The 26,755-nt window shown below is 58.8% G+C and carries 20 protein-coding genes and 1 pseudogene; 8 read left to right on the top strand and 13 right to left on the bottom strand.

Annotated elements, in window-relative coordinates:
* Window positions 1–12: 12 nt before the first annotated feature.
* From CARG_RS08395 to CARG_RS10310, 4 genes are read left to right on the top strand one after another with little or no spacing between them, the layout of a single operon-like run.
* Window positions 13–1,410 carry an alpha,alpha-trehalose-phosphate synthase (UDP-forming) gene (locus CARG_RS08395; RefSeq protein ID WP_021012210.1) on the top strand — a complete coding sequence of 466 codons (1,398 nt, stop codon included), beginning with the start codon at window positions 13–15 and terminating at the stop codon, window positions 1,408–1,410.
* Window positions 1,407–1,856, top strand: a complete 450-nt coding sequence (locus tag CARG_RS08400; RefSeq protein WP_021012211.1) for an META domain-containing protein — start codon at window positions 1,407–1,409, stop codon at window positions 1,854–1,856. The genes CARG_RS08395 and CARG_RS08400 overlap by 4 nt, the downstream gene beginning before the upstream one ends.
* Window positions 1,856–2,662 carry a trehalose-phosphatase gene (gene otsB, locus CARG_RS08405; RefSeq protein WP_021012212.1) on the top strand — a complete coding sequence of 269 codons (807 nt, stop codon included), beginning with the start codon at window positions 1,856–1,858 and terminating at the stop codon, window positions 2,660–2,662. Before CARG_RS08400 ends, otsB begins: the two co-directional genes overlap by 1 nt.
* Before the next feature lie 44 nt (window positions 2,663–2,706).
* Window positions 2,707–2,850 carry a lipoprotein gene (locus CARG_RS10310; protein ID WP_021012213.1) on the top strand — a complete coding sequence of 48 codons (144 nt, stop codon included), beginning with the start codon at window positions 2,707–2,709 and terminating at the stop codon, window positions 2,848–2,850.
* On the opposite strand, the gene CARG_RS10615 is transcribed toward CARG_RS10310, so the two are convergent.
* Window positions 2,847–2,978: a hypothetical protein gene (locus CARG_RS10615; RefSeq protein ID WP_268869934.1), complete on the bottom strand. Its 132-nt coding sequence runs from the start codon at window positions 2,976–2,978 to the stop codon at window positions 2,847–2,849. The two genes, CARG_RS10310 and CARG_RS10615, sit on opposite strands and share 4 nt — an antisense overlap.
* Before the next feature lie 51 nt (window positions 2,979–3,029).
* Between CARG_RS10615 and CARG_RS10560 the strand changes: the two are divergent.
* Window positions 3,030–3,260, top strand: a pseudogene (locus tag CARG_RS10560) (metal ABC transporter permease); the annotation flags it as partial.
* On the opposite strand, the gene rlmB reads toward CARG_RS10560, so the two are convergent.
* The 5 genes from rlmB to CARG_RS08430 all read right to left on the bottom strand — a co-directional run bounded on the left by rlmB (window position 3,190) and on the right by CARG_RS08430 (window position 7,419).
* Entirely contained in the window at window positions 3,190–4,137 is a 948-nt protein-coding gene (gene rlmB, locus CARG_RS08410; RefSeq protein WP_021012215.1) for a 23S rRNA (guanosine(2251)-2'-O)-methyltransferase RlmB, read from the bottom strand. The pseudogene CARG_RS10560 and the gene rlmB sit on opposite strands and share 71 nt — an antisense overlap.
* The gene (cysS, locus tag CARG_RS08415; RefSeq protein ID WP_041747787.1) at window positions 4,138–5,517 is read right to left on the bottom strand and encodes a cysteine--tRNA ligase; all 1,380 of its coding nucleotides are present in this window, start codon (window positions 5,515–5,517) and stop codon (window positions 4,138–4,140) included.
* A 10-nt stretch (window positions 5,518–5,527) separates the two neighbouring features.
* On the bottom strand, window positions 5,528–6,028 hold the full coding sequence (ispF, locus tag CARG_RS08420; protein ID WP_021012217.1) for a 2-C-methyl-D-erythritol 2,4-cyclodiphosphate synthase: 501 nt from the start codon (window positions 6,026–6,028) through the stop codon (window positions 5,528–5,530).
* Window positions 6,029–6,056: 28 nt separating this feature from the next.
* Window positions 6,057–6,779: a 2-C-methyl-D-erythritol 4-phosphate cytidylyltransferase gene (ispD, locus tag CARG_RS08425; protein WP_021012218.1), complete on the bottom strand. Its 723-nt coding sequence runs from the start codon at window positions 6,777–6,779 to the stop codon at window positions 6,057–6,059.
* Window positions 6,780–6,846: 67 nt separating this feature from the next.
* On the bottom strand, window positions 6,847–7,419 hold the full coding sequence (locus CARG_RS08430) for a CarD family transcriptional regulator (protein ID WP_021012219.1): 573 nt from the start codon (window positions 7,417–7,419) through the stop codon (window positions 6,847–6,849).
* Between the two features lie 99 nt (window positions 7,420–7,518).
* On the opposite strand from CARG_RS08430, the gene CARG_RS08435 reads away from it, so the two are divergent.
* Window positions 7,519–8,142, top strand: coding sequence for a hypothetical protein (locus CARG_RS08435; RefSeq protein WP_021012220.1), 624 nt, complete (start codon window positions 7,519–7,521; stop codon window positions 8,140–8,142).
* Window positions 8,143–8,413: 271 nt separating this feature from the next.
* Here the strand turns inward: CARG_RS08435 and CARG_RS08440 are convergent, their stop codons facing one another.
* Window positions 8,414–17,464, bottom strand: a complete 9,051-nt coding sequence (locus CARG_RS08440; protein ID WP_169733219.1) for a DUF7507 domain-containing protein — start codon at window positions 17,462–17,464, stop codon at window positions 8,414–8,416.
* 225 nt (window positions 17,465–17,689) lie between these two features.
* Here CARG_RS08440 and radA point away from each other — a divergent pair, with 225 nt between their 5' ends.
* Window positions 17,690–19,051: a DNA repair protein RadA gene (gene radA / locus CARG_RS08445; RefSeq protein ID WP_041747124.1), complete on the top strand. Its 1,362-nt coding sequence runs from the start codon at window positions 17,690–17,692 to the stop codon at window positions 19,049–19,051.
* A gap of 51 nt (window positions 19,052–19,102) precedes the next feature.
* Here radA and CARG_RS08450 read toward each other — a convergent pair whose 3' ends face one another.
* On the bottom strand, window positions 19,103–19,873 hold the full coding sequence (locus CARG_RS08450; protein WP_021012223.1) for a hypothetical protein: 771 nt from the start codon (window positions 19,871–19,873) through the stop codon (window positions 19,103–19,105).
* 32 nt (window positions 19,874–19,905) lie between these two features.
* A complete protein-coding gene (locus CARG_RS08455; RefSeq protein ID WP_041747793.1) occupies window positions 19,906–20,526 on the bottom strand; it encodes a carbonic anhydrase in 621 nt (206 codons plus the stop codon).
* Window positions 20,527–20,610: 84 nt separating this feature from the next.
* Here CARG_RS08455 and CARG_RS08460 point away from each other — a divergent pair, with 84 nt between their 5' ends.
* On the top strand, window positions 20,611–21,555 hold the full coding sequence (locus CARG_RS08460; protein ID WP_052331919.1) for an HhH-GPD family protein: 945 nt from the start codon (window positions 20,611–20,613) through the stop codon (window positions 21,553–21,555).
* Window positions 21,556–21,631: 76 nt separating this feature from the next.
* On the opposite strand, the gene CARG_RS08465 is transcribed toward CARG_RS08460, so the two are convergent.
* The 4 genes from CARG_RS08465 to CARG_RS10120 all read right to left on the bottom strand — a co-directional run bounded on the left by CARG_RS08465 (window position 21,632) and on the right by CARG_RS10120 (window position 26,657).
* Window positions 21,632–21,829, bottom strand: a complete 198-nt coding sequence (locus CARG_RS08465) for a DUF4236 domain-containing protein (protein WP_021012226.1) — start codon at window positions 21,827–21,829, stop codon at window positions 21,632–21,634.
* A gap of 51 nt (window positions 21,830–21,880) precedes the next feature.
* Window positions 21,881–24,574 (bottom strand): ATP-dependent Clp protease ATP-binding subunit, encoded by a 2,694-nt coding sequence (locus CARG_RS08470; protein ID WP_021012227.1) that lies wholly within the window; start codon window positions 24,572–24,574, stop codon window positions 21,881–21,883.
* A 275-nt stretch (window positions 24,575–24,849) separates the two neighbouring features.
* A complete protein-coding gene (locus CARG_RS10395; protein ID WP_201769258.1) occupies window positions 24,850–26,250 on the bottom strand; it encodes an LPXTG cell wall anchor domain-containing protein in 1,401 nt (466 codons plus the stop codon).
* On the bottom strand, window positions 26,145–26,657 hold the full coding sequence (locus tag CARG_RS10120; RefSeq protein ID WP_144198623.1) for a hypothetical protein: 513 nt from the start codon (window positions 26,655–26,657) through the stop codon (window positions 26,145–26,147). The genes CARG_RS10395 and CARG_RS10120 overlap by 106 nt, the downstream gene beginning before the upstream one ends.
* Between the last annotated feature and the right edge of the window lie 98 nt (window positions 26,658–26,755).

A 26,755-nucleotide genomic window follows, 5' to 3' on the forward strand; every position in this document is an offset into this window, starting at 1 on the left:
GGGGTCGTTGTCGTGAGCCGCACCAGTAGTTTCGTCGTAGCGTCCTTACGGCTGCCCATCGACATCTCTGTGGATGAGTGCGGCAATCAAGTGGTTTCATCTAGCCCGGGCGGCTTGGTCAGTGCACTTCGCCCGGTGCTAGCCCAACGCGATGGTGTGTGGGTGGGTTGGCCGGGGGCCATCGACCACGAGCTTGCCCCCATGAAGCTCGAAGGTTTGAGCCTGCACCCGGTGGCCCTGTCGCAAACAGACTTCGAGCAATTCTACGAGGGATTTTCCAACGCCACCCTGTGGCCGCTCTACCACGACCTGATCGTCACCCCCGAGTTCAACGAACAATGGTGGGAAACATACCGCCAGGTCAATGAACGTTTTGCGCAGGCTGTTGTCGAATGCGCCGAGCCCGGCGCGACCGTGTGGGTGCAGGACTACCAACTGCAGTTGCTGCCGCAGTTGCTGAAGCAAGCTCGGCCGGACCTGACCGTTGGCTTCTTTTTACACATCCCTTTCCCTTCGGTCGACTTGTTCCAGCAGTTGCCGTGGCGCCGCGAGTTGCTTGTGGGCATGGACGCAGCCGACGTCATTGGTTTTCAATTGTCCTCCGGGGCTGATAACTACCTACAGCTTCGTCAAAGCTTGCTGGAACCGGAGGAGCTCCAGCGCACGCCGGTGGTTCGGGACTTCCCCATTTCAATCGATTACGGCTCGATGGCTGCCCGCGCGAAGCAGGCCCGCGAGTCCGGGGCAGTGGAGGCGTTGCGTCGGCGCTTGGGTAACCCGCAGGCTGTGTTGTTGGGGGTTGATCGTCTGGATTACACCAAGGGCATCTCGCAGCGGCTGCAGGCGTTCCGGCAGTTGCTTGACCAACTCCCCAATCACGATCCAGGCTCGGTAGTGTTCGTGCAGGTTGCTACGCCTTCGCGGGAGCGCATTGACCATTATCGGGCGACTCGTGATTCGGTGGAGCAGTTGGTTGGCCGCATCAATGGTGAGTGCGCCGCGGTGGGTACCCCGGTGGTGCATTACCTCCACCGCTCTTTGTCTGCCGAAGAGCTGGCCGCCTTGTATGCTGCCGCGGACGTGATGGTGGTGACCCCGCTGAAGGATGGCATGAACTTGGTGTCTAAGGAGTACGTGGCCTGCCATGAGGATGGTTCGGGGGCTTTGGTGCTGTCGGAGTTTGCGGGTGCGGCGGCTCAGCTGAACGAGGCTCATCTGTGCAACCCGCATGATGTTCCTTCGATCACCGAGGCGATGCTGCAGGCGCTGCGTGGTGGCGGGGTTGTGAGAAATAGTGATGACGCCGTGTCGGATGCTCAGGCACGTATGTCGCTGATGGTGGACAATGTGCGCATGTTTGATGTGCACCGCTGGGCACAGGATTTTTTGGACTTGTTGGAGGTCAAATGATGCGCTCGAGGGCTGTTGCTGCGGTTGTGTGCTCGGGTTCGCTGCTGGCGGGCTGCGCTGAGCGCGCTCATGTGGATACCGTGACCTGGCAGATCACGGATGTGTATGTGTCTTCGGACACCCCCAGTGGCGTGCCTGATGATATTGCTGGCAAGGCGGTATTGGTGTTTGGTCGTTCGACGTTGGCGGGCAATACCGGTTGTGCGCCTTTGCATGGAAAGGTCAGTTACGACGGTGCGTCGCCGCAGGACGCGACGTCATTGACTATTAGTTCGCTGCGTGTGGATGATCCTTCCCCGGAGTGCTCTGGCCAGGCGATGTATGTGCATCAGGAGCTTGTGTCGATGCTCGAGGGGGGCTTTTATTTGCGGCATGAGGACCATGAGCTTGTGTTGCAGAAGCAGCCGAGTGGTCTGGATAGCCCGGCGATCCGCCTGGTGTACTGATGTCTGCGCTGATTCCCGCGCTCGAGCGGCTGCCGGCTTGCGAGTTTCTGCTGGTTGTTAGCGATTTCGACGGCACTCTGGCGGGTTTCAGCCCTAACCCTGATGACGTCGCGGTGCATGCACCCAGCATGGATGCCTTGCGCGCGTTGTCTGCTTTGCCAAACACGTCGGTGGCTTTATTGTCGGGGCGTTCGGTGGAGAGTTTGCGTGCGGTATCTGGGGTGGGCAGGGATTCGGCGATTGCGTTGGTGGGGTCTCATGGTGCGCAGCGCGAGGAGGGCGCCTGTGTGTCACCCGAGGTGCAGCGTTGTTTGGATGAGGTAGCGCAGGCCTGGGAGCGCTTGATTGCCAGCTCTGGTTGCTCTGGGGCGTTTGTGGAGCACAAGCCGTATCACCGTGTGTTCCACGTGCGGGGGGTTGCTGACGCCGCGGTGGCTGAGGCGTTGCTGCGTCGTGCTGCTGGGGTGGGGTGCAGCCGGGGTGGTTTTAGTGAGGGCAAGTGCGTGGTGGAGTACTCCCCCATTGCGGTGACGAAGGGCGATTGGCTGCGGGAGCAGGTTGAGGGTTTGCCGGCCGGGGCTGGGGTGGTGTTTATCGGTGATGATGTGACGGATGAGCATGGTTTTTCTGCGCTGCGGGCGTTGGAGTCTGCGGGGCATAATGGGGTGCTGCGGGGCGTGAAGGTTGGGGATGGTGTGACTGAGGCCCATGCCACGATGGCGGGCATCCGCGAGGTTGGGGAAATGCTATCTGAGCTGGCTAAAGCCCGCCAGATTTTCATTAAAGAGCACCCCCGTTTTCAATAATTTTCAGTTAACAACTGTTTTCAAACGTAGTTGGTTGGAAAAACATGAAAAAGCTTCTTCTCGCTATCCCTCTAGCCGCAACCCTAGCTGCCTGCAGCTCCACCGCCACCGACCCGGCGGCTGAGTCTTCCACGATGAAAGACGAGGGCACCACCATGACCACGGTGACCAAGATGGTGATGGGCTAGTCAACGGGCACATTTGGTACGACACCCACGCCGTCCAGCACATTGGCGAAGACCTCGCAGAGGCCGCCAAGAAGCTCGGCGCCGAGGCAAGCACCGAGACCTTGGACGAGCAGATGCACACCCTGCACGAAAAGATCGATCACCTTCCTGCCGTGCGCGTCGCACAAACCGAACCCATCGCGGTCTACATCACCAACAACCCCGTGGCGGCAACCATCTGGTCAGTAATCTTCGCGGAAATAGCAGCAGCCGGGGGCTTCGTGCTTTCACTAGCCCCCGGCCTGCCGGTCAGCGTATTCGTAACCGGAATATCCTTTGGGATCTACCTGATCTGCCGAGCTATCGGGTTTGTGCGCGACGCTGGCGTGCAAACTCCGACAGCACAACTCCAGCAGCAACCGAAGCATTGAGGGATTCCACCCAACCCACCATCGGGATACTCATCACAGAATCACAGGTCTCCCGCACCAAGCGGGACATGCCCTTGCCCTCAGAACCAACAACGATAACCACCGGGCCGGTGCCGTCATAAGTGTCCAAGGTGTGGTCCCCGCCCGCATCCAAACCAACCACCTGGTAGCCGGCTTGCTGGAAACGCTTCAACGTACGCGTCATATTCGTCGCCTTCGCAACAGGCAGACGCGCAGCCGTACCAGCGGACGTACGCCACGCAACAGCAGTCACCGATGCAGAACGACGCTCCGGAACAACCACACCATGGCCACCAAACGCCGCCACAGAACGAATCACCGCACCCAGGTTCCGCGGATCCGTAATGTTGTCGAGGCAGACAATCAAACCGTCTTCGCCACGCGACGCGACGTCATCAATCAAATCTTCAACATCGGCGTACTCAAACGGCGGGATCAACAAACCAATGCCCTGGTGCATGCCATTGCCGGTCATGCGATCCATCTCGTGCTTCGGCACCTCAACCGTCGGGATGGAACGCGCGCGGCACAACTGCACAGCCTCGCTCAAACGATCATCGTTCTGGGTGCCCTCCACCACATACAACGTCTGGGCGGGAACCTTCGCCTTCAAGCACTCCACCACAGGGTTACGGCCGACAACCAACTCGTTGCCATCATCTTTTTGATGACGCCCCTGCGCGCGACGCTCGCGCTCAATCTTGCGCTTATACGCTGCGTGATAGGTGCGATCCTCCGCCTTAGGCGTCGGACCCTTACCCTTCAAACCACGGCGGCGCTGACCACCAGAACCAACAACCTGGCCCTTCTTGTTCGTCTTGCGCATCGCGCCCCGACGCTGAGAGTTGCCTGCCATCTACTTACCTGCCTTCAATTGCCACTGGGCGCCATCCGCCGTGTCAATAACCTCGACACCAGCAGCCGCGAGGGTGTCACGCACCTCATCAGCAACCGCCCAATCCTTGTTTGCTCGTGCCTGCGCCCGGCGAACAAGCTGCGCCTCCACGAGGGCATCCAGTGCGCCCATCGCAGCAGAATTATCCTGCCCACTGTGCCAGGTTTCCGCCAGCGGGTCAACGCCAAGCACAGCAGCCATCGCGCGAACCGACTGAGCCAAGGCACTAGCCTGCTCCCGATCGCCCTCAGCCAGCGCAGTATTACCCTTGCGGACAGCGCCGTGGATCACCGCCAAAGCCTTCGGCACGGCGAAGTCCTCGTCCATCGCCTCGGCGAACTCCGGGGCGACCTCGCCAGGCTCGGCATCGGGGAACTTCGAGACAAAATCCTCAATGCGACGGTAGCCCGCAGCAGCCTCCAACAAAGCGCCCTCGGAGTACTCAATCATCGAGCGATAATGAGCGCTACCCAGGTAGTAGCGCAGCTCCACAGGCCGCACAATCTTGGTGATGTTCTCGACACTCAACACGTTGCCCAAGGACTTACTCATTTTCTCACCGGCCATCGTCACCCAACCGTTGTGCATCCAATAGCGGGCAAAACCGTCACCAGCAGCATGAGCCTGAGCGATCTCATTTTCGTGATGGGGGAACTTCAAATCCAGACCACCACCATGGATGTCGAACTCCGCACCCAAATACTTGGTAGCCATCGCCGTGCACTCAATATGCCAACCAGGGCGGCCGTCACCCCACGGGGTAGGCCACGAAGGCTCACCCGGCTTAGCCGCCTTCCACATAGTGAAATCACGAGGATCACGCTTACCAGTGCCGGCAGACTCCCCCTGATCCATCTCATCAAGCTTCTGGCCAGACAACTGGCCATAGCCCTCGATAGTGGCCGGGCTGCAATACACATTGCCATCCGAGGCATAGCCATGGCCGGCATCAATAATGCGCTGCATGTACTCCACCATCTCAGTAATGTGGCCCGTCGCCCGAGGCTCCAACGACGGCGGACGCACACCCAACTGGCTATAAGCCCAGTTAAAAGCACGCTCATGAGTAGCCGCCCACTCCCACCACGGGCGACCATTGTCCGCGGCCTTCGTCAGGATCTTGTCATCAATGTTGGTGACATTGCGCACGAACGCGACGTCAAAACCCTTGTACTCAAGCCAATTACGCACAATATCGAACGCCACGCCACTACGCAGATGCCCAATATGCGGCACCGACTGCACCGTCGCACCACACAGATACACCGACGCATGGCCGGGGCGCAAAGGTTCGAAATCGCGGAGCTGTCTAGTCGCCGAATCATAAATGCGTAAAGTCACGGTATCAAGTCTATACACCCCGATACACCAAAGCAGTCGCGATGGCAGCCCGCCCACGGCCCTCGCCCGTAAAGCCCATATGATCAGTCGTTGTCGCAGACACCGACACAGGCGCACCCAACAACTCCGACAAACGCTCCTCCGCCTCCACACGGCGCGCAGACATCTTCGGACTATTCGCAATCAACTGCGCCGACACATTGCCCACAACAACCGACTCCCGATCCAACAACTCGCGAAGCTCCCGCAACAACTGCTCCCCCGACACCCCGTCATACTCCGGCCGACCCACCCCAACAAAACTGCCCAAATCCCCCAAACCCGACGCAGCCAGCACAGCATCGATCACAGCATGCGTCACGACGTCTCCATCCGAATGCCCCTCGCAACCATCAACCCCCTCAAACAACAAACCAGCAATCCAACAAGGCTTACCGGCCTCAACCTGATGCGCATCAAACGCAGTACCCACCCGAGGCAACCCAGCAGCAGTATTCATATTCACGCTCATAGGCCCCGATGATACTTGCCCACCCCGCCTAGCCACGCGACAAATAAAACTCCGCGACCACCATATCGATAGGGTTCGTAATCTTCAGGGCCTCAGCAGCCCCCTCAACCACCTGAACCGGCACACCAATCAACTCCAACAAAGAAGCATCATCAGTCACCACAGCAGCATCCCCCGCCCCCTGAGACTGCTGCCACTGCCGATTCGCCCGCACCAAAGTCGCAGCATCAAACCCCTGAGGAGTCTGCGCCGCACGCAACATCGCACGCTGCGGCGCCCCCACAACCTGCTCCGCCCCATCAACAACCTTGATCGTATCCACCACCGGCAACGCAGGAATCACCCCACGCGCCCCCGCAGCCACAGCATCAATCACCCGCTCAATCATCGCGGGCGGAGTCAAACAACGTGCAGCATCATGCACCACAATCGTGGCCTCACCCTCACCCGGACACCCCAACAACTCATACGCGAGCTGCACGCCCCTCCAAGCACTATCCGCACGCTCAGCACCCCCCTCAATCACACACACCCCAGGCTGGCTTCCCAGCGCAACCACCGCGGCGTCATCACGCATATCCGCCGACACGGTGACAACCACATGATCCACCCCAGCAGCACGCACCCCCGCAAGGGCACGATCAAGCAAACACCTGCCCCCGAGCTCCACCAAAGCCTTCGGCTTATTTGCCCCCAAACGAGTACCCGAACCCGCCGCAACAATCACCGCAGCAACACGTCGAATACACACAAGAAAAACCCAACGCCACTAGTATCGCCGAACGCCGGCAGCCACCCCACGCCACCGGCACAAACGACTAGTCGTCAAAATCCAAGTCATCAAGATCAACATCGTCGGCAAGCTCGGGCTTAGGCTCCTCTGCCACACCCTCGCTCTTCTGACGCTCCAACGTCGCCAACATCTGAGCATCAAGCTCATCTGCCTTCTTCTCGTCAACGTTTTCAGCCAACGCCAACTCGCCCACCAACACCTGACGAGCCTTCGCCAACATGCGCTTCTCACCAGCAGACAAACCACGGTCCTGATCACGGCGCCACAAATCGCGCACAACCTCAGCGACCTTGTTAACATCACCAGAAGCCAAACGCTCCTGATTAGCCTTGTAGCGACGAGACCAGTTGCCGGCCTCCTCAACATCAATCTCACGCAGCACAGAGAAAACCTTCAACAGGCCTTCCTCCCCCACCACGTCGCGGACACCCACCAACTCCGCATTCTTCGCAGGCACACGAACCGTCAAATCCGATTGGTGGATCTGAAGGACCAGAAACTCCAGTGTCTCCCCTCCCATCTCGCGCTGCTCAATCGCCTCAACGACTGCGGCACCGTGGTGGGGGTAGACGACAACGTCCCCGACCTTAAAATCCATTGACTACTCCTATGGCCTTGAAGATTTCAGCTAGTCGATGCTACCACGTCCGGGGGCACAGAAATAGGCCAGGCCCCATCTAGCGACTAGACTAATACAGTGGATAACCGCACACTCGAGCCACACAACCCGAGTGCGCACAACAAGCAGCAAAAAGAAAAGGACGAACCTGTGATCTCCAAGAAGTTGACGGTGACCGTACTCGCCGGAGCAACCCTGACCTTGAGCGCTTGCGGTGCTGGCCAGATCTCCCAGACCGCCAACCAGGTAGCAGCAGTCGATGGCGCCTCTGCCACCGACGAGCACATTGCCGTCCGCGACGTCACCGTCCTGGTCGACGACGAAGGCGAAGCAGCCCTGAAGTTCACCGCAATCAACCTCAACCCGGTTGGTTCTGACGCCCACACCCTCAAAAAGGTGACCGTCGGCGACCAGACCGTGAAGTTCGACGACGAAGACCTCACCATCGAGCCGAACTGCAGCCTCGTCGCAGACAGCGAAGCAGGACTCGACAAGCTTGCCCAGGACAAGGAAGCCTGCATCACCTACGTCGCCAACACCGTCGACAACCCCGGCTTCGCACTCGGCGGTAACAAGGAAGTGACCTTCGAGTTCAACGATCTGAGCGTCACCACCGATGCCACCATCGCAGCCCCCGTTCTCGATGCCGGATCCGATCACCCCCGCGAGAACACCCCCGAGCACGCCGGCCACAGCCACTAAAGCTCATCGCTCTAGCCGGCCCCAACCGGGGGGGCTAGTTTCCTTCAAGGCACCGCACAGCCCTGCGGTGCCTTTTTTATATTTTTTACGGGCGGCGTGCCAAAATGTGCGCATTTAGCCCCCTTCCGATCACATTTCCCCACGTCGGCTCTCGCACGGCGGCCTAGATGCGCACATTTTGGCACCCGACAACAGCAAAAGAGCGGGCCGCGCACATCGTGCACGACCCGCCCTTGAACATGGTCTGCTAGCTTGCGCTAGCTATCACCGCTTATTTGCAGTGCTTGCCCTTGCTCTTGCGGCGGGAACCGATCAGGCCAGCGCCTGCGGCTGCCAGGGCAATACCTGCCACACCGAATCCGATGACATCTGCACCGGTCTGAGCCAGCGCGGTCGGGTTCTTAGCGATACCCTTGATGCCTTCATCGTTCTTGGCGATGCCTTTGCCCTCGACGGCAGGAGCCTCGGTAGCTGCGGGAGCTTCCGGTGCCGGCTGCGGATCGGAGGAGCCGATGTGGTGTCCGAGGAACGGAATCAGGCCAAGCAGCGGCCACCAGGGGACGCGGCTGCCCTTGTGCGAGTTGAACTCTGCGGTGTCCTCATCAGAGGTGACCTTTTCACCAGCAGGGGTGTTACCGGTCGCCATCGCGGTGTTGACCACGCGGCCGGCATCGGCGTCCTTGTCGGTGACAATGTAGTCCGCTGCTGCGCACTCGGTGCTCTCGTTCGGGGCGAGAGTCTTGGCCTCACAGCTGACCTCAACGCCAGCATCAACCAGCTTCTCGTCGTACACCGCGACATCACTGAGGGTGATATCACCGGTGTTGGTGACGGTGAAGACGTACTTCACCTTGTCGCCAGGGGTGTAGCTGTCCTGCTTGTCCGCGATCTCCTTGGTGATGTTCAGGCCAGTGACCTTAGAGACCTCAACCGTCTTGGTTGCGGTTGCTTTCAGCGGCGGCTGCTCGTGGTAGCTACCGGTTGCGGTTGCGGTGTTGACGATGCCTTCACCTGCATCTACGTCGGCCTGATCGATCGGCTTAGTGAAGGTACAGGTTACGGTTTCATCAGGCTGCAGGGTTGCGGTGCCTTCTGCCACTGCAGGATCTGCACACTTGAGCTGACCTTTGGCCGCCATCGGATCGTTGATACCAACATTGTTCAGCTCGGTGGAGCCTGTGTTGGCGACAGTGAGGGTGTAGGTGATGGTGTCACCAGCCTTCACTAGAACCTGGCTAGCGTCCTTGGTCAGGGTCAGTGCAGACTTGCCGGTACGGGCGGTTGTGCTGGATTCCTCAGACTCAACCGTGCTGGGCTTTTTGGGCTTCGGCTCGATCGGGTTGAGGGGCACAATGTTGCTGATCGCACGGATCGGCGTGGTGCCTGCAACGGTAGCCACATTGTTGACAGTGCCTGCTGCGACGTCAGCTTCGGTCACCGTGTAGTCAGAATCGGAGTGGCACATGGTTTCTGCACCAGCAGCCAAGTCGGTTGCTTCACAGGTGACGGTGATGCCGTTGTCTTCGAGCATCTTGTCCTTGATGACAAGTTTGCTGATCGAGGTCTCACCGACGTTTTCGACCTTGAAGGTGTAACGAATCTTGTCGCCAGCCACGTAGGGCTCCTGCAGGTTGTCGATCGTCTTGGTGAGCTTCAGCAGCGGGGTCTGCTCCTTGAAGGGCACCTTTGCCTCGGCCTGAACCGGGGTGACCTTCTTGTTGCCGTACTTGCCGGACACGCCAGCGATGTTGACAGACCAGTCGTAGGAGTCCACATCGGACTGCAGCACCTTGAAGGAGGCCTTACAGACGATGCTTCCGCCAGCCGGGAGGCTTGCGCCTGCGCCGCCCCACGCGGCGTCATCATCACAGGTGATGGTGGCTTCGCGCTCGGGGTCTTCCAGCATGCCGGCGATAACGTCGTCGGTGATGATCACGTTGTCGATGCGGGTGTTACCAGCATTCTTCGCGGTGATCGTGTAGTTGACGGTGTCGCCTGCCTCGCGTTCTGCGTCCGGGTTATCCGCGACCTTGTCGATGGTCAGTGCAGGGATGCCGGTGCGGAAGTTAGCGGTCGACGGATTGGACTTGACGTCCTGACCGCCAGGAGTCGATCCACCGGTGGTCTTGCCGCTGGCGGTTGCAGTGTTGGGCACGAGACCCATTTCTGCTTCCTCCGGGGTGACCTTGTGGGTCTTGGCGACGCAGGTGCGCTCGTCACCGGGTGCCAGTTCGCCACCGCCACAGTCGAAGGCTTCGCCGAACATCGGGTCAGAAACCTTGATGTCCTTTAGGGTGACGTCGCCGGCGTTGCGGACAACGAAGCCGTATTCGACGGTGTCACCTTCGACGAATTGTTCGCCTTCGGGCTTGTTGGTGATGGTCTTTTCCAGCTCCAACTTCTTGGCGTTGGCCACGGTGATGGTGGCGGAGTCGCTCTTCTTCGGTGCCTTCGCCTTATTGGTCTTGCCTTCGGCGGTGGCGGTGTTGGTGAGCGGCTTTTCGGCGTTGACGTCGTCTTGGGTGACGGTGATCGTAGCTTCGCAGGTTACGGAATCACCCTTGGCGATCTTGTCTGCACCTTCGGGGCAGTTGAGGTCGACGTCGTGACCGTCCATGTCATCGGTGATTTTCACGTCGGTCAGGTCGGTCGGGCCGTCGTTGGTGACCTTAATGGTGAAGGTTGCCTTCTCGCCAGCCTTGTAGGGGCCGGGGTTTGCGATTGCCTTGTCGATCGCCAAGCTGGGCTTGCCGATGTCGACGGTTGCGTCGTCTTCGTCCTTAACCGGGTCATTGTTGTGAACCTTGTTGTTCGGCTTTAGGCCGACAACGGTTGCCTTGTTGACCAGGGTGGGGCTGTCTGCCTCTTCTGCGGTGACGACGTGCTTGTCGGCGGTGCAGGTGGTCTTGGCGCCGGGCGCGAGCTCGGTTTGTTCACAGGTGACGCCGTTTTCGAACATCGGGTCGGTGACCTTGACGTCATGCAGGGTCACGTCACCGGTGTTTTCAACAACGAAGCTGTATTCGACTTCGTCGCCTTCGACGTAGATCGGCTTGGGGTCAACCACGGTCTTGGTCAGCTTGATGCCGGCCTTTGAGGAGACAGAAACCTTAGCTTCTGCCTGGGGTCCCTCGACCTTGTTTTCACCGAAGTTACCGGCGGTGGAGGCGGTGTTGACGATCTGTTCGCCAGCGTCGACCTCGTCTTGGGTAACGGTCGTGGTGCCGAAGCATTCAGCCTTCTGACCGATAGCAAGGGTGCCAATTTCAAGGCCATCGATGCGTCGGCCGTCGACCATGCAGTAGACGTCTTCCGCGTCGGCGAACATCGGGTCGTTGACGACAACGTTGTCTACCGGGGTGATGGCGTCAGCCGGGTTGGTGACGGTGACCTTCCAGGTGACCTTGTTGCCCTTGACCAGGTCAACCTGCTTTTCAGAGGTGACGGCCTTGGCGATCTCCAGCTTCGGGGTACCGGTATTGAAGGTCGCCTTGGATTCTTCCGACTTCACGCGCTCTGCGAGCGGGGTGTCGGCGTTCTGTCCGGGCTTGGTCGCGTTGGCGGTTGCCACGTTTTCGATCTTGCCGTTGGTTGCAGCGTCTTCTGCGCTGACTTTGTAGTCAACTGTGCATTCAACGCTGGCGTTGGGGGCGATGGGGCCTTCACCACAGGAGATTTCGTCTGCGCCAAGCTTGGAGTCCAGAACCTTCGGGTTGTCGAGGGTTTGGGTACCGGTGTTGGTGATGACGAACTTGTAGGTGACGGGCTCGCCCTGTGCGTACAGCGCCTTGGGTTCGACGATGGACTTCTCGAGCTTGATGGAGGTCTTAACGTTCAGCGGTGCGCTGGCTTCGTTGTTGGCCTTCTTCTGCTCTTCGGTCTCCACGACGTTGTCTGCGGTGCGGTACTTGGCGCTGACGTCGGCACGGTTGTCGATCTTGGTGAGGGTGTCTAGGTCTTCCTGGGTCACCTCGGTGGTGACGGTGCAGGTGACCTTGGTGCCCTGTGCAAGAATGCCAGCTGCCGGGTCGAAGCCGTCGGGGCAGACGATGTCTGCGCCTGGGCGTTCGTGGGTGAACACGTCGGTGATTACGACGTCATTGAGGTCCGTGGTGCCAGTGTTGGTCACGGTGATCTCGTAGACGATCTGATCGCCACGGTTGTAGCTGTCCTTCTTGTCCTTGATGGACTTGGCCAGATCAACCTTGGGGGTACCGACGACGACCTTGGCCTCGGAGGTTGCTTCTGCCTTTTCACCTTGGACGTTCTCGCCAGTCACTGTGGCGGTGTTGTCGTAGGTGTCGGCTTCTGCATCCTGCGGGGTGAGCACGTGGGTTGCGGTACACGTCATGTGCTCATCGGGTGCCAGTTCAGTCTTCGGGCACTTGAGGTCGCTGACCTTCTCGTCTGCCAAGGTGACGTTTCGCAGCGTGACCTTGGAGGTGTTGTGCACATCGAAGCTGTATTCGACGGTTTCGCCTGCCAGCGCCTTGCCTTCGATTGCCTGGTCGTCCTGCTTGACTTCAGCGGTCTTGGTCAGGGCGATGGAGGGCTTGTATACGGGCACCTCAATGGTTGCGGTCTTCTTCTCGGTCACGACGTCGCGGTTCTTCTCTGCGTTGTCGGGTCGAGTCTTGGCCCGCAGCACTGCGGTGTTGTCGATGTCCTTGCGGTTGTCGACGTCCTTCTGGTTGACGGTGTATTCGACGGTGCACTGGAAGCCTGCGCCGGGGGCGAGGGTGAGCTTGCCGTCAGTGACGTTGAGCTTCGGTGCTTCTTCAGCGCCAGCTTCAGCGTCGAGCGCTACACAGTTGTCAAGGGTGACGGGTGCTTCGTTGGAAAGCTTGCTGTCCTCCAGGGTGACATTGTGCAGGGTGACGTTACCGGTGTTACGGCCGGTGATGACGAAGGCTGCTGCCTCTTTGTTGTCGCGAACAACGCGGTCACTGAGTGCGTCTGTGCCCTGGTCGGCCGGGCGTACCTGCTTGGTGAGTTCCAGAGCGGGGCCGGGTTCGACGATGGGGACGATCACCGAGGAGGGATCCGGGGTGACGACCTTGCTCTTGTACTTACCGGTGATGGATGCGGTGTTCTTCAGGATCGCTTCGAGGTCGATGTCTTCCTGAGTGACCTTGCTCCAAGTGACGGTGCAGGAGTACTTGTCGCCGACTGCCAGGTTTGCGCCTTGCTCGGATAGCAGGTCGCCCTTGGCTTTAAGGTCTTCACCTACGTAGGCGGTGCCTTCGGAGTTGGTGATGACGCAGGTCAGTTGATTCTTGAGTTTTTCACTCTCGGTGTCCTTGACCCACTGGTCATCGAGCTTAACTTCGGTCAGCGGAACATCGCCGTCGTTTTCGCCTTCGATGGTGAAGGTTGCTTCGCCGTCAACGGTTCGCTTGTCCTCCGGATCATTGACAGACTTCGCCACAGTGACGCTTGGGCTAGCCACCCAGTAACCGAAGTTGATGTCACGGATTTGCTCTTCCTGACCACCATTTTGGGCGGGGGAAATTCCCTGGATTACTTGGGTACCGGATTCCCAGGTGCCGTTGTTTTCAGGGTTCTTGCCAGCCTCGGTGTTGATCTCTTGATCATCGAGAGGCTTCACGCGAACCTTGTAGGTACCTGCGGGCAGGTTGTCGAATTCGTAGTGACCGTTTTGGTTCAGCTTGCCTTCACCGAGGGTGATGGTCTGGTAAACCTCGTCACAGTTTTCGACCTCGCCAGCTTTGTTGGTGGTGCACTTAAGCAGCTCAACAATGCGACCGTTGGGCGAAGGCTCTTCTTCAGAACCGCGTGATGCATCCTTGTCAACGTCTTGGTAGATGTTGCCACTGATGCGACCTGCGTACACCTCGGTTTGAACGGCTGCCGGCTGAGGACCAGCGTTAGCACGGGAGTACATCTCTGTTTCGGTGACAACGTAGACGCCGATCTGGTTACGGTAACGATCGCCCGCACGGTTGTCCTTTGCATCGAAGTGCAGGTAGTAGGTCCGGTTAGACTCGGGCAGGAAAGTCTTTGAGCGGAATCGCAGTGCGGTGATCTTTTCGCCACCGGCCTTTGCGGATTCCTTGTACTTTTCCAACTCTTCTTGGGTGAGGTCGCGCCAAGCAGTGGTATTCGGCTTGGAGTCAAGATCGCCCACACCTGGGCGCTTGAACATCGCGCGGCACAGCTCGATATCCGAGGCGTTAGCCGTGGACGGACACATCGAGACCTTCTTGGGGTCATCGGTGGTGAACTGGACCGGGAGGTTCTGGTCGTCGCCGACGTATTTGGGCAGTTCGTCCAACCAGTACTGGCCGTGGAAGTCGGTGCCTTCGCCCTCTGCACCGGTGGACTCGGACTGGCCGTCAAGGTTACGCCCATCACCGTTGTAAGGGAGGACGTCGATGAACTCGCTCGCGCCGAATTGTCCGGTGCTGTAGTTGACGATGTTCACCGCATGGGTGAAATCGGTGCGCGTAGGCACCAAGGGGTCAATGACAGACTTGGACAGCTGAGCCACTGTAGCCTGCGGGATGACGATGGTGTCATACTTGGTGGCGCTCCTCAAAGGCGTGTAATTGCCGGGCACCGGCTGCGGCTTCATATCCCACGTGGGATTGTTTGTAGCGTTAGCATCAACCTTCGGCGATCGGCTGTTGACCAGACCTTGGTTGACGGTGAGCGTCTGTCCACCACTGGGATCTGTGATCGCAGGCGTGCCAGTCAGGCGCCATTCAGACAGCACGTTGAAGCGCTGGCCGGGGCCTGCCCACACTGGGGTATAGACGTGGAAGCTACGGCTATCGCCCTTGAAGTCACCATGGGTGATCATGCCAAAGTAGCTGTAGAACCAACTGCTCTTTTCCTGCTGAGCGTCAACTGTTTTCTGCATGAGGAAGGGCTGCATGAAGGGGTCGTCGCTGGGATCTGCGGACAGCGCCCAGGTTTGTTCGATGTAACGACCTGCGTCAAAACCACAGTCTTGGGGATTATTAGACTTGGGTGTGTCCTGAATGAAACGCGCATTCGGGGGCAGTTCGGCAGGAACAACATCGAGACACTTGGAGATGTACACACGGTGGATAACCTGCTCCGGGGGAAGGTTCTGCTCTTCGCGCTTCTTCAGGTAATCCGCGTAGCCTTCTTCACCCAAGCTTTCCTTCATGGTCTTGGAGCTCAGGTAGGCGCTGCCGTTGTTGAAGCCGAGGGACGGGACCCCACGGTATTCGTATTTTTGGCGTCCGAGCGACTTGATCGCGGGATCAGTCCGGCTGAGGTAGGAGTTGTTGACACCCGCAGAAGGGGTGGAGAAGTATATGCGGCTGCTGGCGACAGGTGAGGCCGGGCCACAAGCAGTCTTCACGCTAGCGAAGTTCGGGGTAGTGACGTACTTAGCACCTTCAAGGTTGATGACACCGGCCTCGTTGGGGCCGGGGTTAGTGTGGTCGTCCTTGATGGCGGTTGCGATGACTGCAGGGTCAGCACCTTCGACACGGTAGCGCAGGGTGGTGGGGCTAGTAACTGCCTTCTCACCGGGAAGAACGATGTAGAGGCCGGTGGCCTTCTTGTTCCATTCTTCGCTCATGTCACGGAAGTTGTTCACGCCGTTGGCGTAATCGGCTACGAGTGTCCAGTCTTTGATCTCGCCACAGTTGTTGCCGTCGACGGGCTGGTCAGTGATGTAGACCTTAGCGTTGGCAAAGACCTCGCCGAGGGGGCGGTTGTTTGCACCGATACCATAATAGAGGCTGATGCGCTGCTCGCCGCGCTTCCAGCCAACGCACACCGCAGCGTTGCTGGAGGCGTTAGCTGGCGACAGGCTGAGGTTAACCCAGCTATCGTTGAGCGGGGCCCTGGGGTTATCGGGAAGTTTCAGGCTGGAAGAAGCAACCGTGTCGTTCTTTGTGAAAGGAACACAGCCGGAGCTTCCGGGCTCGGCAGAACAGTCGTAAGTCACCTTTTCAACAACCTGCTTGGCGCAGTTATTGTTAGCCATCCCCTTGCCGGGACCAGTGTTGCTCTTGGGATCTGTGGTGCTATCGGTGCAAGTAAGAGTGTTGCCTGGGTCCTGATCCAACCACTTGGGTGCAACCTCAGGGAATTCAGCAGGGACACCGTTGTAGGATTTAACCGGGCCTAGCTTGCCGGTTTCTTTGTCCACAGTGTCCATGCGGGTAATGAATTCATTCTTACCCTCTTGGAACATGTCTTCGGGGATGAAGAATTTGAAAGGAGCACGCTCGCCGCGCGTACCCGGGCTGGTCGTGTAACGCTCCTGAATGTAGGGGTTTCCCTGGTCATCCAGCTTAACGGTGGTTTTCGTACCGTTGTAGTACCCGATAATTTCTCCCGCACGGCCTTTGAACTTCTCCGGCAACTGCAGGGTATAGCGGGTCAGGCTATCGGAGGATGGCGCATTGTAAAGGCCAAGTTCGGGTTTGTAGCTCTTGCCATTCGCGTTCTTCCGGGGGTAGGCATTGGCATCCATGATGTTCCACGAGTTGGTCAGGTTAGACCATGCGCTGATGCCACGGTAGGGCTTACCGGGGTCAATATCGTTGTTGCCATCTGCTTCACACAGTACGGAAGTATCGGCTCCAGGCCCAAGGTTCGCAGGAGTACCACCGAGGTATGTCGGGCTGGTGTCCTCGTAGGTCTGGTTGATCGTCTGGTCCATGCGGTTGGCTTCGACGATGCGCAGATCGCGGTCGGCCTTCAGCACACCGATGAGCTTGCCGTTAGCGCTTGGGCCTTCGTAGATATCTGCACCGAGGCTGAAATCACCAGCCTGGGTTTCCATCACGCGGTTGGGATTCTCAGTCATGGCGGAGCCGAACCAGCCAAGCACCTGGGTGTTGCCCTGGGTCGGCAGGAATCGGATGGTGTAGGTGCCATCTTTGTTGTCCGTCAGGGCAGCACCGGTGAGGTTTAGCACTTCGGACTTGTACACCGGGGTGCGAGTGGGCTCGGGGAAGCCTTCGCGGGCTTTTTGGCCAACCCAGCGGGGGCGAATAGTGACAACACGGTCTTCGCTACCGGAGTTCACACTCATACTGAACTGGTATTTCGCGCCACTACCTGCGCAGGCGACGTTGTCTTCGACGCTGTCGTCACCGATTGCGTAGCCCATGGACGAGTTGATGACACAGGAGCCATCCTTGTCCTGGCCGACGCCGGCCTCGAGCAGAGCAAGGCTGAATTGGATAACTCCATCGCCTTGCTCGTACTGCACCGAGCCAGAAGGTGCGACCGCAGGGGCCGCTGGTGGCGCAGTGTTTTCGCCGGCAGCTACTTGGGCGTGCGCCGCTGGCAGTGGTGCGTTCAATCCCATGGAACCAACCATGAGAATGGAAGCAGCCAATGCTAGAGCACGCCTAGAGAGCACTCTGATTGACATAGATTCTCCAAACCTGTGTGGGTGCGCTTGTACCAAAACTCAGCAGAAGCACATTAAGTAAAAAACTTTCCATTTTCTAACAGTACCCGTGATTCTCAGGTTCTCCTAATCAATTCTCAGTGGACTCTAAGCTTCGCGGGATGACCTAACCTTAGAAACATGGCTAAGAAAGTTCGTCCCGTCCACGTGTGTACCGATTGCGGTTACCAGGCCCCTAAGTGGCTTGGTCGTTGCCCAGAGTGCGGGGCCTGGGGAACCTTGAATGAACAGCTTCCTTCGCAGCCCTCCACACAGGCAGTTTCTGGGCAGTCGACTACTCCTCAACCGATCACATCGATCCCCGTAGACGCGACCACAGCTACGACGACGGGCATAGCTGAGCTAGATCGTGTTCTTGGTAACGGTTTGGTACCGGGTTCGGTTGTTCTGCTGTCCGGCGAACCCGGTGTGGGCAAGTCCACACTGCTTCTTGACGTCGCGGCGCATGCGGCGCGCGCGAACAATGGACAAAACAAGGTGCTGTACGCCACCGCCGAGGAGTCGACGGGCCAGGTACGTTTGCGCGCTGAACGCACCGGAGCTTTGGACGAGAACTTGCTGCTGGTTGCCGAATCCAACTTGGATACCATCTTCCACCATGTAGATAAGCTAAAACCAACGCTGATCGTGGTCGACTCTGTGCAGACTATGCATGCACCGGGTGTGGAAGGCGTGCCTGGCGGCGTCGCCCAGTCTCGTGCAGTGACCGCAGCGTTAACCACCCTGGCTAAAACCACCGGAGTCTCAGTGATTCTGGTGGGACATGTGACCAAGGATGGAAATGTCGCTGGTCCTCGAGTTCTGGAGCACCTGGTCGATGTGGTTTTGCACTTCGAGGGCGACAAGCACTCCCCACTCCGCATGCTTCGGGGTTTGAAGAATCGCTTCGGCGCTACCGATGAGGTCGGCTGTTTTGAACAAACTGCGAACGGCATCCGGGAAGTCAGCGATCCAAGTGGGTTGTTCCTTTCCTCTCGTGACGCCACCCCGGATGGGACAGCCATTACCGTAGCGATGGACGGGGTGCGGCCGATCCTGGCAGAGATTCAGGCACTCCTGATGGAGACACCGGCGAAGAACCCTCGGCGCGCAGTGACGGGTCTGGATTCCACCCGTGCGCCGATGGTGCTGGCGGTTCTAGCGGCGCGCGCCGGCCTGCAAACCGCCGACAAGGAGGTCTACATCGCTACCGTTGGCGGCATGAAGATCGGTGAGCCCGCGGCCGACTTGGCGGTAGCGATGGCCACCGCGTCAGCACTAACCCGCACTCCCCTGCCGCAGCGCACAATCGTGATCGGGGAAATTGGCCTCGCCGGCGAGCTCCGTCGGGTGCCCAGTTGTGACAAGAGGCTCACTGAGGCCGCCCGTCTGGGCTTTGAACGCGCAATCGTTCCGCGTGGAAGCGTGCAAGCAAAAGACACCCCGCTGGTTGTCAGCGAGGTGTCGACTGTGGCGCAGGCACTGGAGTTTCTTAAGAAATAATCTCTAGTGCCCGGGGCTGAAACTAAAAATTCTCAGCTTCTTTTCAGGCGGTTACAGCAGGTTGAATGGATGCGCCTCGGAAGGGTTGTTGCCAATGACGGTGTGCAGGAAGTAAGACCCTGCCGGCACCGGGTTGCGCTGGCCGCATTGTCCGGGCTCGGAATCGGTGCGCGACCACACTGCGCGGTAGTAGCGTTCGGAACCTGCGGGGAAGATCCTGGAGGTTCCGTCTACCGGCTGGTTGCAGTCTAGGTCGGACCAGACGCGACGGTTGGTGGACAGGTTATAGACTTCAAAACGCAGGGGGTTGTCGCGAAGGTCGATGGTGCAGTCCGCGGCGGTTGGGTTCTTCACCGTCATGTAGAACTCTGGCAACTGTCCTTCCTCGTAGGAGGGCTTATCACTCGTGGCGCTAATCTGCAGGTCGGACAGCTCACAGCTCTGCTTTTTGGGCTTTTCCGCTGAATCCTTGCCGTCCTTGCTGTCCTTGTCGTCTTTCGAGTCCTTGCCAGCCTTGTCAGCCTTGTCAGCTTTGTCGCCTGCGTCTTTGCTGTCCTTGTCAGCTTTGTCGGCATCTTTTTTATCCGATGACGCCGCCTTGTCGTCACTGTCTTTGCCTGCCGACGCCCCATCGGTCCCCTTTGCCGGGTATGGTGCATCGGATGTCACTGCTGCGGCCGATTGATCTGGCTGGTCGGCTGAACGGTTGGAAAACAGCTGCATCACCCCGAGCAGCAGCGCGACAACAGCAAGGAGTACGACGACCGCCGCGACGCGACGTCGTACGTAAATAACCTTGGGCAGACGATTGTGTTCAGTCACACTGCACACACTAGCCGGCGGATGCGCGAAGCTTAGGCTTCCACGCCGATTTCAACGACAGGCTCTGCCAGGCCATCGGACAGGCGGTAACGCACGCCGACGATACCCATGCGGCCTTTGGCAACTGCGGCTTTGATCTCTGGCGATCGGCTCATGATCTGGTCGACGGTCTCCGCCACGTGGTGGGCCTCAAATTCTTCTGTGGTGGTCTTGCCCATGGCGCGCGCTTCTAAAATGGAGGGGCTGACTTTTTCAATCAGCACGCGCTGGAAACCACCCGGGATTTCGTGGCCGTCCAAGGCAGCTTGCGTCGCAGCGACTGCGCCACAGGATTCGTGGCCGAGAACCACGATCAGGGGCACATGCAAACCTTGCACCGCGTATTCAAGCGAGCCAAGCACCGCCAAGTCGATGATTTCCCCGGCCGTGCGGATGACGAAGATGTCGCCCAAACCCTGGTCGAAGATCATCTCCACCGGCACCCGGGAATCTGAGCAGGCCAGAACAACTGCGTGGGGTTCCTGGCCTGCGGTCAGCTCCACGCGGCGACGGTGATCTTGGTTTGGCCGCGTTTCCTCGAAGTTCATAAAACGGCGGTTGCCCGCCTGCAAGGCTTCCCAAATCGCGTGGGGTGTCCGCTCAGCATCTCTCATGAGAAACATTGTGCCCCACGACACCCTCGCTAACTACTTAGCTTGGCTTCCGCTGCCCATTTCTGGAACACTGACACACTTAGAATGAACGCTCGAAACCACGCCCCCAGCCGACCAACACAGTTCGATTACCGCGCACTGTGCGATTGGTATGCAGCCAACGCTCGCCCCCTGCTATGGCGACGACCAGGCACAACAGCCTGGGGTGTTCTTGTTTCAGAGGTGATGAGCCAACAAACCCCCGTCGCCAGGGTGCAACCGATTTGGCAACAGTGGATGGATCGATGGCCCACCCCGCAAGACTTTGCAGCGGCATCGCGGGCTGACATTCTCCGCGCGTGGGGTTCTTTAGGTTACCCCCGCCGCGCCCTCCGGCTTCACGAATGCGCCCAGGAAATCACCGCCCGATACGGCGCCGAATCGAACGCAAGGGAAGGTTCCGAGCCCGTTCCAGAAGACTTGGCGGAGCTGCTGGCACTGCCAGGTATCGGGGACTACACGGCGCGAGCAGTGCTGTGCTTCCACTACGACCACAACGTCGCCGTCGTCGACACCAATGTGCGCAGAGTCTACGCCCGCGCCGTGTCCGGAAATTATCTTCAAAGCCCGGCAAGAGCCTCTGACTTAAGGAAGCAACAAGCACTTGTTGACGCCGCGCCCGACGACGTTCACGGGCCGACTTTCTCTGTCGCAATGATGGAGCTTGGGGCGTTGGTATGCACGGCGTCATCACCTGATTGCGGACACTGCCCCATTCAGGCGTCTTGTGCCTGGCAGCTGGCAGGAGCGCCCGCCCCCTCAGAGCAGGAGCTGGCACAGGCGAAAAAACGAGTGCAGAAATTTGCGGGAACTGACAGGCAGGTGCGCGGCATCATCATGAAGGCTCTGCGCGAATCCGACTCCCCCGTTACAAAAGGCACCATCGATCTGCTGTGGCCCGATGCTGCACAACGAGACCGCGCTCTGCTTGGTCTTCTAGAAGACGGCCTAGTTGAACAACTAGACATTGGTTTCGCTCTGCCAGCCTAAAACCTTCAGCAAGACACAAAGAAGCCGTGATTAGAGGTTCTAACCACGGCTTGTCTTTTGGCGCTACGTCAGCGGTTTACTTCTTCCAGCGTCCCCGGAAGGTGAAGCCACCAGGAAGTCGCACCCACAGGCCACCGCGACTGTTGACGGTAACCGGACCCAGCTTTGTGGAGCCGGACACACCAGAGCCGGATACGTTGATCCAGGAGTTCTTACCGACTTTTTTACGTTTGCGGAAGTTCAGTCCCGTTGGGGTGATGCTCTTGCGTGCCATGTTGTCCTCCTCGTGCTGGTTGTCTAGCCCACTGTATAAGGATTGTAGAGGCTAGTTGCTATCACCGTCGGATTCCTCATCAGCCAGCGCAATGGCATTGTCGATTTCCAACTGTTCAGCGGTGGAATCCTCCGGCACGGGCTGCTCCGACGCGTCCGACACCTGGCGGATCGCGTCAGCTACCTCGTGGCTAACATCCGACAGCTCTGGCAGGGGCTTCGGCTTCGCGGAGAACGTCAAGGTGGCCTTGGCAGAGGTTGGGTCTTCGCCCTCCACATCGACTACTACGATCTCGCCTGCACCGATCTCACCGAACAGGATCTTTTCGCTCAATGCGTCTTCGATCTCTCGTTGGATGGTGCGGCGCAGCGGGCGTGCACCAAGGACCGGGTCGAAGCCACGCTTTGCAAGCAGCTGCTTTGCCTGATCGCTAACCTCCAGGCCCATATCCTTTTCACCCAGAGCCTTAGACACGCGGCCCAGAAGCAGATCAACCATGTCGACAATCTGATCCTGCGTGAGCTGATGGAACACCACGACGTCATCAATGCGGTTCAAGAACTCGGGGCGGAAGTGCTTCTTCAGCTCGTCGTGCACCTTGTTCTTCATGCGTTCGTAGCGGCCGGTTTCGTCCTGCTCGCCGGTACCGGAGAAGCCCATGCCCACAGCCTTGGAAATGTCCTGCGTTCCAAGGTTGGAGGTAAAGATCATGACGGTATTTTTGAAGTCCACCACGCGACCCTGGCCGTCAGTGAGGCGGCCTTCCTCAAGCACCTGCAGGAGGGTGTTGTAGATCTCCTTGTGTGCCTTTTCGATCTCGTCGAAGAGAATGACAGAGAAGGGCTTGCGGCGCACCTTTTCGGTCAGCTGGCCGCCTTCGTCGTAGCCTACGTACCCGGGGGGTGCACCGAACAGGCGGGAGGCGGTGAACTTGTCGTGGAACTCACCCATGTCGATCTGGATGAGCGCTTCTTCGTCGCCGAAGAGGAACTCCGCTAGGGCCTTGGACAGCTCGGTTTTACCCACACCGGAGGGGCCGGCGAAGATAAAGGAACCGCTGGGACGCTTGGGGTCCTTCAGACCCGCGCGGGTGCGGCGGATGGCGCGGGAGACAGTCTTGACTGCGTCGTCCTGGCCAATGATGCGCTTGTGGAGTTCTTCTTCCATCTTGAGCAGACGTGAAGATTCTTCCTCCGTCAGCTGGACCACGGGGATGCCGGTCCAGTTGCCGAGGACTTCGGCGATCTGCTCTTCGCCCACCTCAAGGATTTCCTCAAGTTCGCCGTTGCGCCACGCCTTTTCCTTTTCAGCGCGCTCCTCATGCAGCTGGCGTTCGGTATCGCGCAGGCCGGCAGCCTTTTCGAAGTCTTGGGCGTCGATAGCTGCTTCTTTTTGGCGGCGCACGTCGGCGATCTTTTCGTCGACGTCGCGCAACGACTGCGGTGCGGTCAGGCGCTTAATGCGCATGCGTGCGCCGGCTTCGTCGATGAGATCGACGGCCTTGTCAGGCAAGAAGCGGTCATTGATGTAGCGGTGCGAAAGGTTCGCAGCAGCCGCCAGCGCAGAGTCGGTGATGGACACACGGTGATGCGCTTCGTAGCGGTCGCGCAGACCCTTGAGGATCTCAATGGTCAGGTCAACACTGGGCTCCGGGACGTTGACGGGCTGGAAGCGACGTTCCAACGCGGCGTCCTTTTCGATGTGCTTGCGGTATTCATCGAGGGTGGTTGCACCGATGGTCTGCAGTTCACCACGAGCCAGTTTGGGTTTCAGCAATGACGCCGCGTCGATTGCGCCTTCTGCGGCACCTGCGCCAACCAGGGTGTGAATCTCGTCGATAAACAGGATGATGTCACCGCGCTGGTTGATTTCCTTCAGAACTTTCTTGAGGCGTTCCTCGAAGTCACCGCGGTAACGGGACCCTGCAACAAGGGAGCCCAGGTCGAGGCTGTAAAGCTGCTTGTCGCGCAGGGTTTCGGGCACGCGGCCGTTAACGATGTCGAGTGCGAGGCCTTCGACTACGGCGGTCTTACCGACACCGGGTTCACCGATCAATACGGGGTTGTTCTTGGTTCGGCGAGACAGCACCTGCATGATGCGCTCAATTTCCTTTTCGCGACCCACCACTGGGTCGAGCTTGCCGTCCTTGGCTGCTTGGGTGAGGTTGCGGCCAAACTGGTCTAGAACCAAGGAGTTGGAGCGTTCGCCCACTCCACCGGAGGACGCGGGACCGCCCATGGTTCGGGAGCCGGAGCCTGCACCGACGGTATCGCCGGAGTCTTCTACCTCTGGGGAGCCGCCGTTCCCCTCGTAGCCCGACAGCAGTTGGATAACCTGCTGACGAACCCTGGGCAGGTCGGCGCCGAGCTTGACTAATACCTGGGCCGCTACGCCTTCGCCTTCGCGGATGAGGCCAAGGAGGAGGAATTCAGTACCGATGTACTTGTGCCCCATTTGCAGACCCTCGCGCAGCGAGAGCTCAAGGACCTTTTTAGCGCGGGGAGTAAACGGGATATGCCCCTTGGGAGGGGTGGTGCCGTGGCCGATAATTTCTTCAACCTCTTGGCGCACAGCAGCCAGGGAAATGCCGAGGGACTCTAGCGCCTTCGCGGCTACACCTTCACCCTCGTGGATCAAACCGAGGAGGATGTGCTCAGTACCGATGTAACTGTGGTTAAGCATCCGTGCTTCATTTTGAGCAAGGACGATTACTCGCCGCGCCCTGTCGGTGAACCGCTCAAACATACCAAAACCCCTTTAACCTAAACGTGTCGATATATGCACTCACTGTAACGCGGGATTCGGCCCGACATTGCAACAAAAAGGGCCTCCACAGCCAATCAGAGACAAACGATGCGTAAAATCGCTGTTCAATAGGCATTTTTCTACCTGTACGCCGGTAGCGAACACCATGAAAAATCGGTGGAAAATCGCAGGAAATAGCAAAACGGCACTCGGGATGGATAACCATCACCAGAGTGCCGTTGTTATTCAACGCGAAGGGCGAAAACCTTTAAGTTTTAAGCCTTCTTGCGTCGGATTAGAGCAACGCCAGCCAAGCCAAGCAACGCTGCTACAAACATCAAGCCTGCGGTGTTAGCACCGGTAGCGGCCAGCTGCTTGCGGGGAGCCTGAGCAGGCGCCTGAGTAGCAGCCGGAGCCGGATTGGACTTTTCGATGCCCTTCACCGGAGCGGCCGGAGCCTCGGTGGTGGTCTTAGGCAGACCCTTCACTGGGGTGGGCTGTGTCGGCTGAGCGGGCGTGCTGGGGCCAGCCTGCGGGGTGGAAGAACCGCCACCCATGATCAGCGGGATCAGCGGAACGAAGGGGATCAGGATGAGCCACCAAGGAATCTCGCTGCTGCTCGGGGGAGTGGGAGGCGGGGTCGGCTCAGACGGCTTCGTAGGAGGCGTGGACGGCTCAGACGGCTTAGACGGCTTCGTAGGAGGCGTGGACGGCTCAGACGGCTTAGACGGCTTCGTAGGAGGCGTGGACGGCTCAGACGGCTTCGTAGGAGGCGTGGACGGCTCAGACGGCTTCGTAGGAGGCGTGGACGGCTCAGACGGCTTCGTAGGAGGCGTGGACGGCTCAGACGGCTTAGACGGCTTCGTAGGAGGCGTGGACGGCTCAGACGGCTTCGTAGGAGGCGTGGACGGCTCAGACGGCTTCGTAGGAGGCGTGGACGGCTCAGACGGCTTCGTAGGAGGCGTGGACGGCTCAGACGGCTTCGTAGGAGGCGTGGACGGCTCAGACGGCTTCGTAGGAGGCGTGGACGGCTCAGACGGCTTCGTAGGAGGCGTGGTGGGGGTATCCGCATCGGCGGCACCTGCCGCGCGAACGTCCACGGAATCTTGGTTGGTGCTGATCGTCTTGATCTCGTCAGCGTCGCCGGTAGCGGTGTTGGTGTAAGTACCGTTTACCAGCTTGTCAGCTGCACCGATCATGTTGCCGAAAACGATGTTGCGATTTGCGGGAACGGTGGGCACCTTGATGGTGACCTTTTCCTTCTCGCATTCAAGGGTCCACGGGATGTCTTTAATCTCGGGACCACCAAGACCTTCGGTCATCTTCAGGTTTGCCTTGGTGGCATCACAGTTGAAGTACCACTTGGGATCGGCGGAATCGTCGGTGATGACCAGGTTGTGCAGCTCTTTGTCGTAGGCAGGCACGTTCAAGCGCCAAGACAACATCTTCTGCAAGCTGAAGAACTCGTGGTCCGTGGGCAAGGTCAACCAGCCATCCTTACGGAAGACCCAGTTTGCGGCACCGACGCTCGGCTTAATGTTGATATCAATGGACTTGACGTCCTTGAAGTTCACCTTGGAAGTCTTGCCAGTCTCGTTTTCCTTACCGCTGACGATTGCGCCAACGCTGACCCAACCGCGCGGGTTTTGTAAGCCTTCAACCTTTTCATTGAACACCACGGTGAGGGTGCCGTCGGATCCGTAGCTACCGCAGCCGATAACCTCGGAGCTGCCTTCCGCGTGAATGGGGAAGTTCGGGACGGCTTTTGTCCGGAGCCGAAGTATTCCTGAGGAACCTGGATGGTGAAGAAGCTTCCGGCCTTCAAAGTAGTTCCGGGGGAGTTCCAGTCGAACTTAATGTCGACGAACTGCCCCTTGGTGAAGGTGTCTGTTTCTTTGCCGTCGGCTAGGATATGAACGTTGGTGATTGCGCGCGGGATCTCGGTGGTCGTTGCAGCGCAGGTTTCCACCGCTACTGCGGACTGCGGTGCGATGACGCTGCCGAACGCGATGCCTGTGGCTGCGATTAGCGAGACCATCTTGCGGCGCGTATTCTTGGGCGAGTGCCCGAAAGTGCTGTGCATAGTTTTCCTTACATGATAAGCATAGAGGCTTCAGTCGACCAGGTTATCGTAATTCTCAGGAATTTTCAAGGTTTTACTCATATTGGGGGTATTTAGCC

Source organism: Corynebacterium argentoratense DSM 44202 (assembly GCF_000590555.1).
Taxonomy (GTDB): domain Bacteria; phylum Actinomycetota; class Actinomycetes; order Mycobacteriales; family Mycobacteriaceae; genus Corynebacterium; species Corynebacterium argentoratense.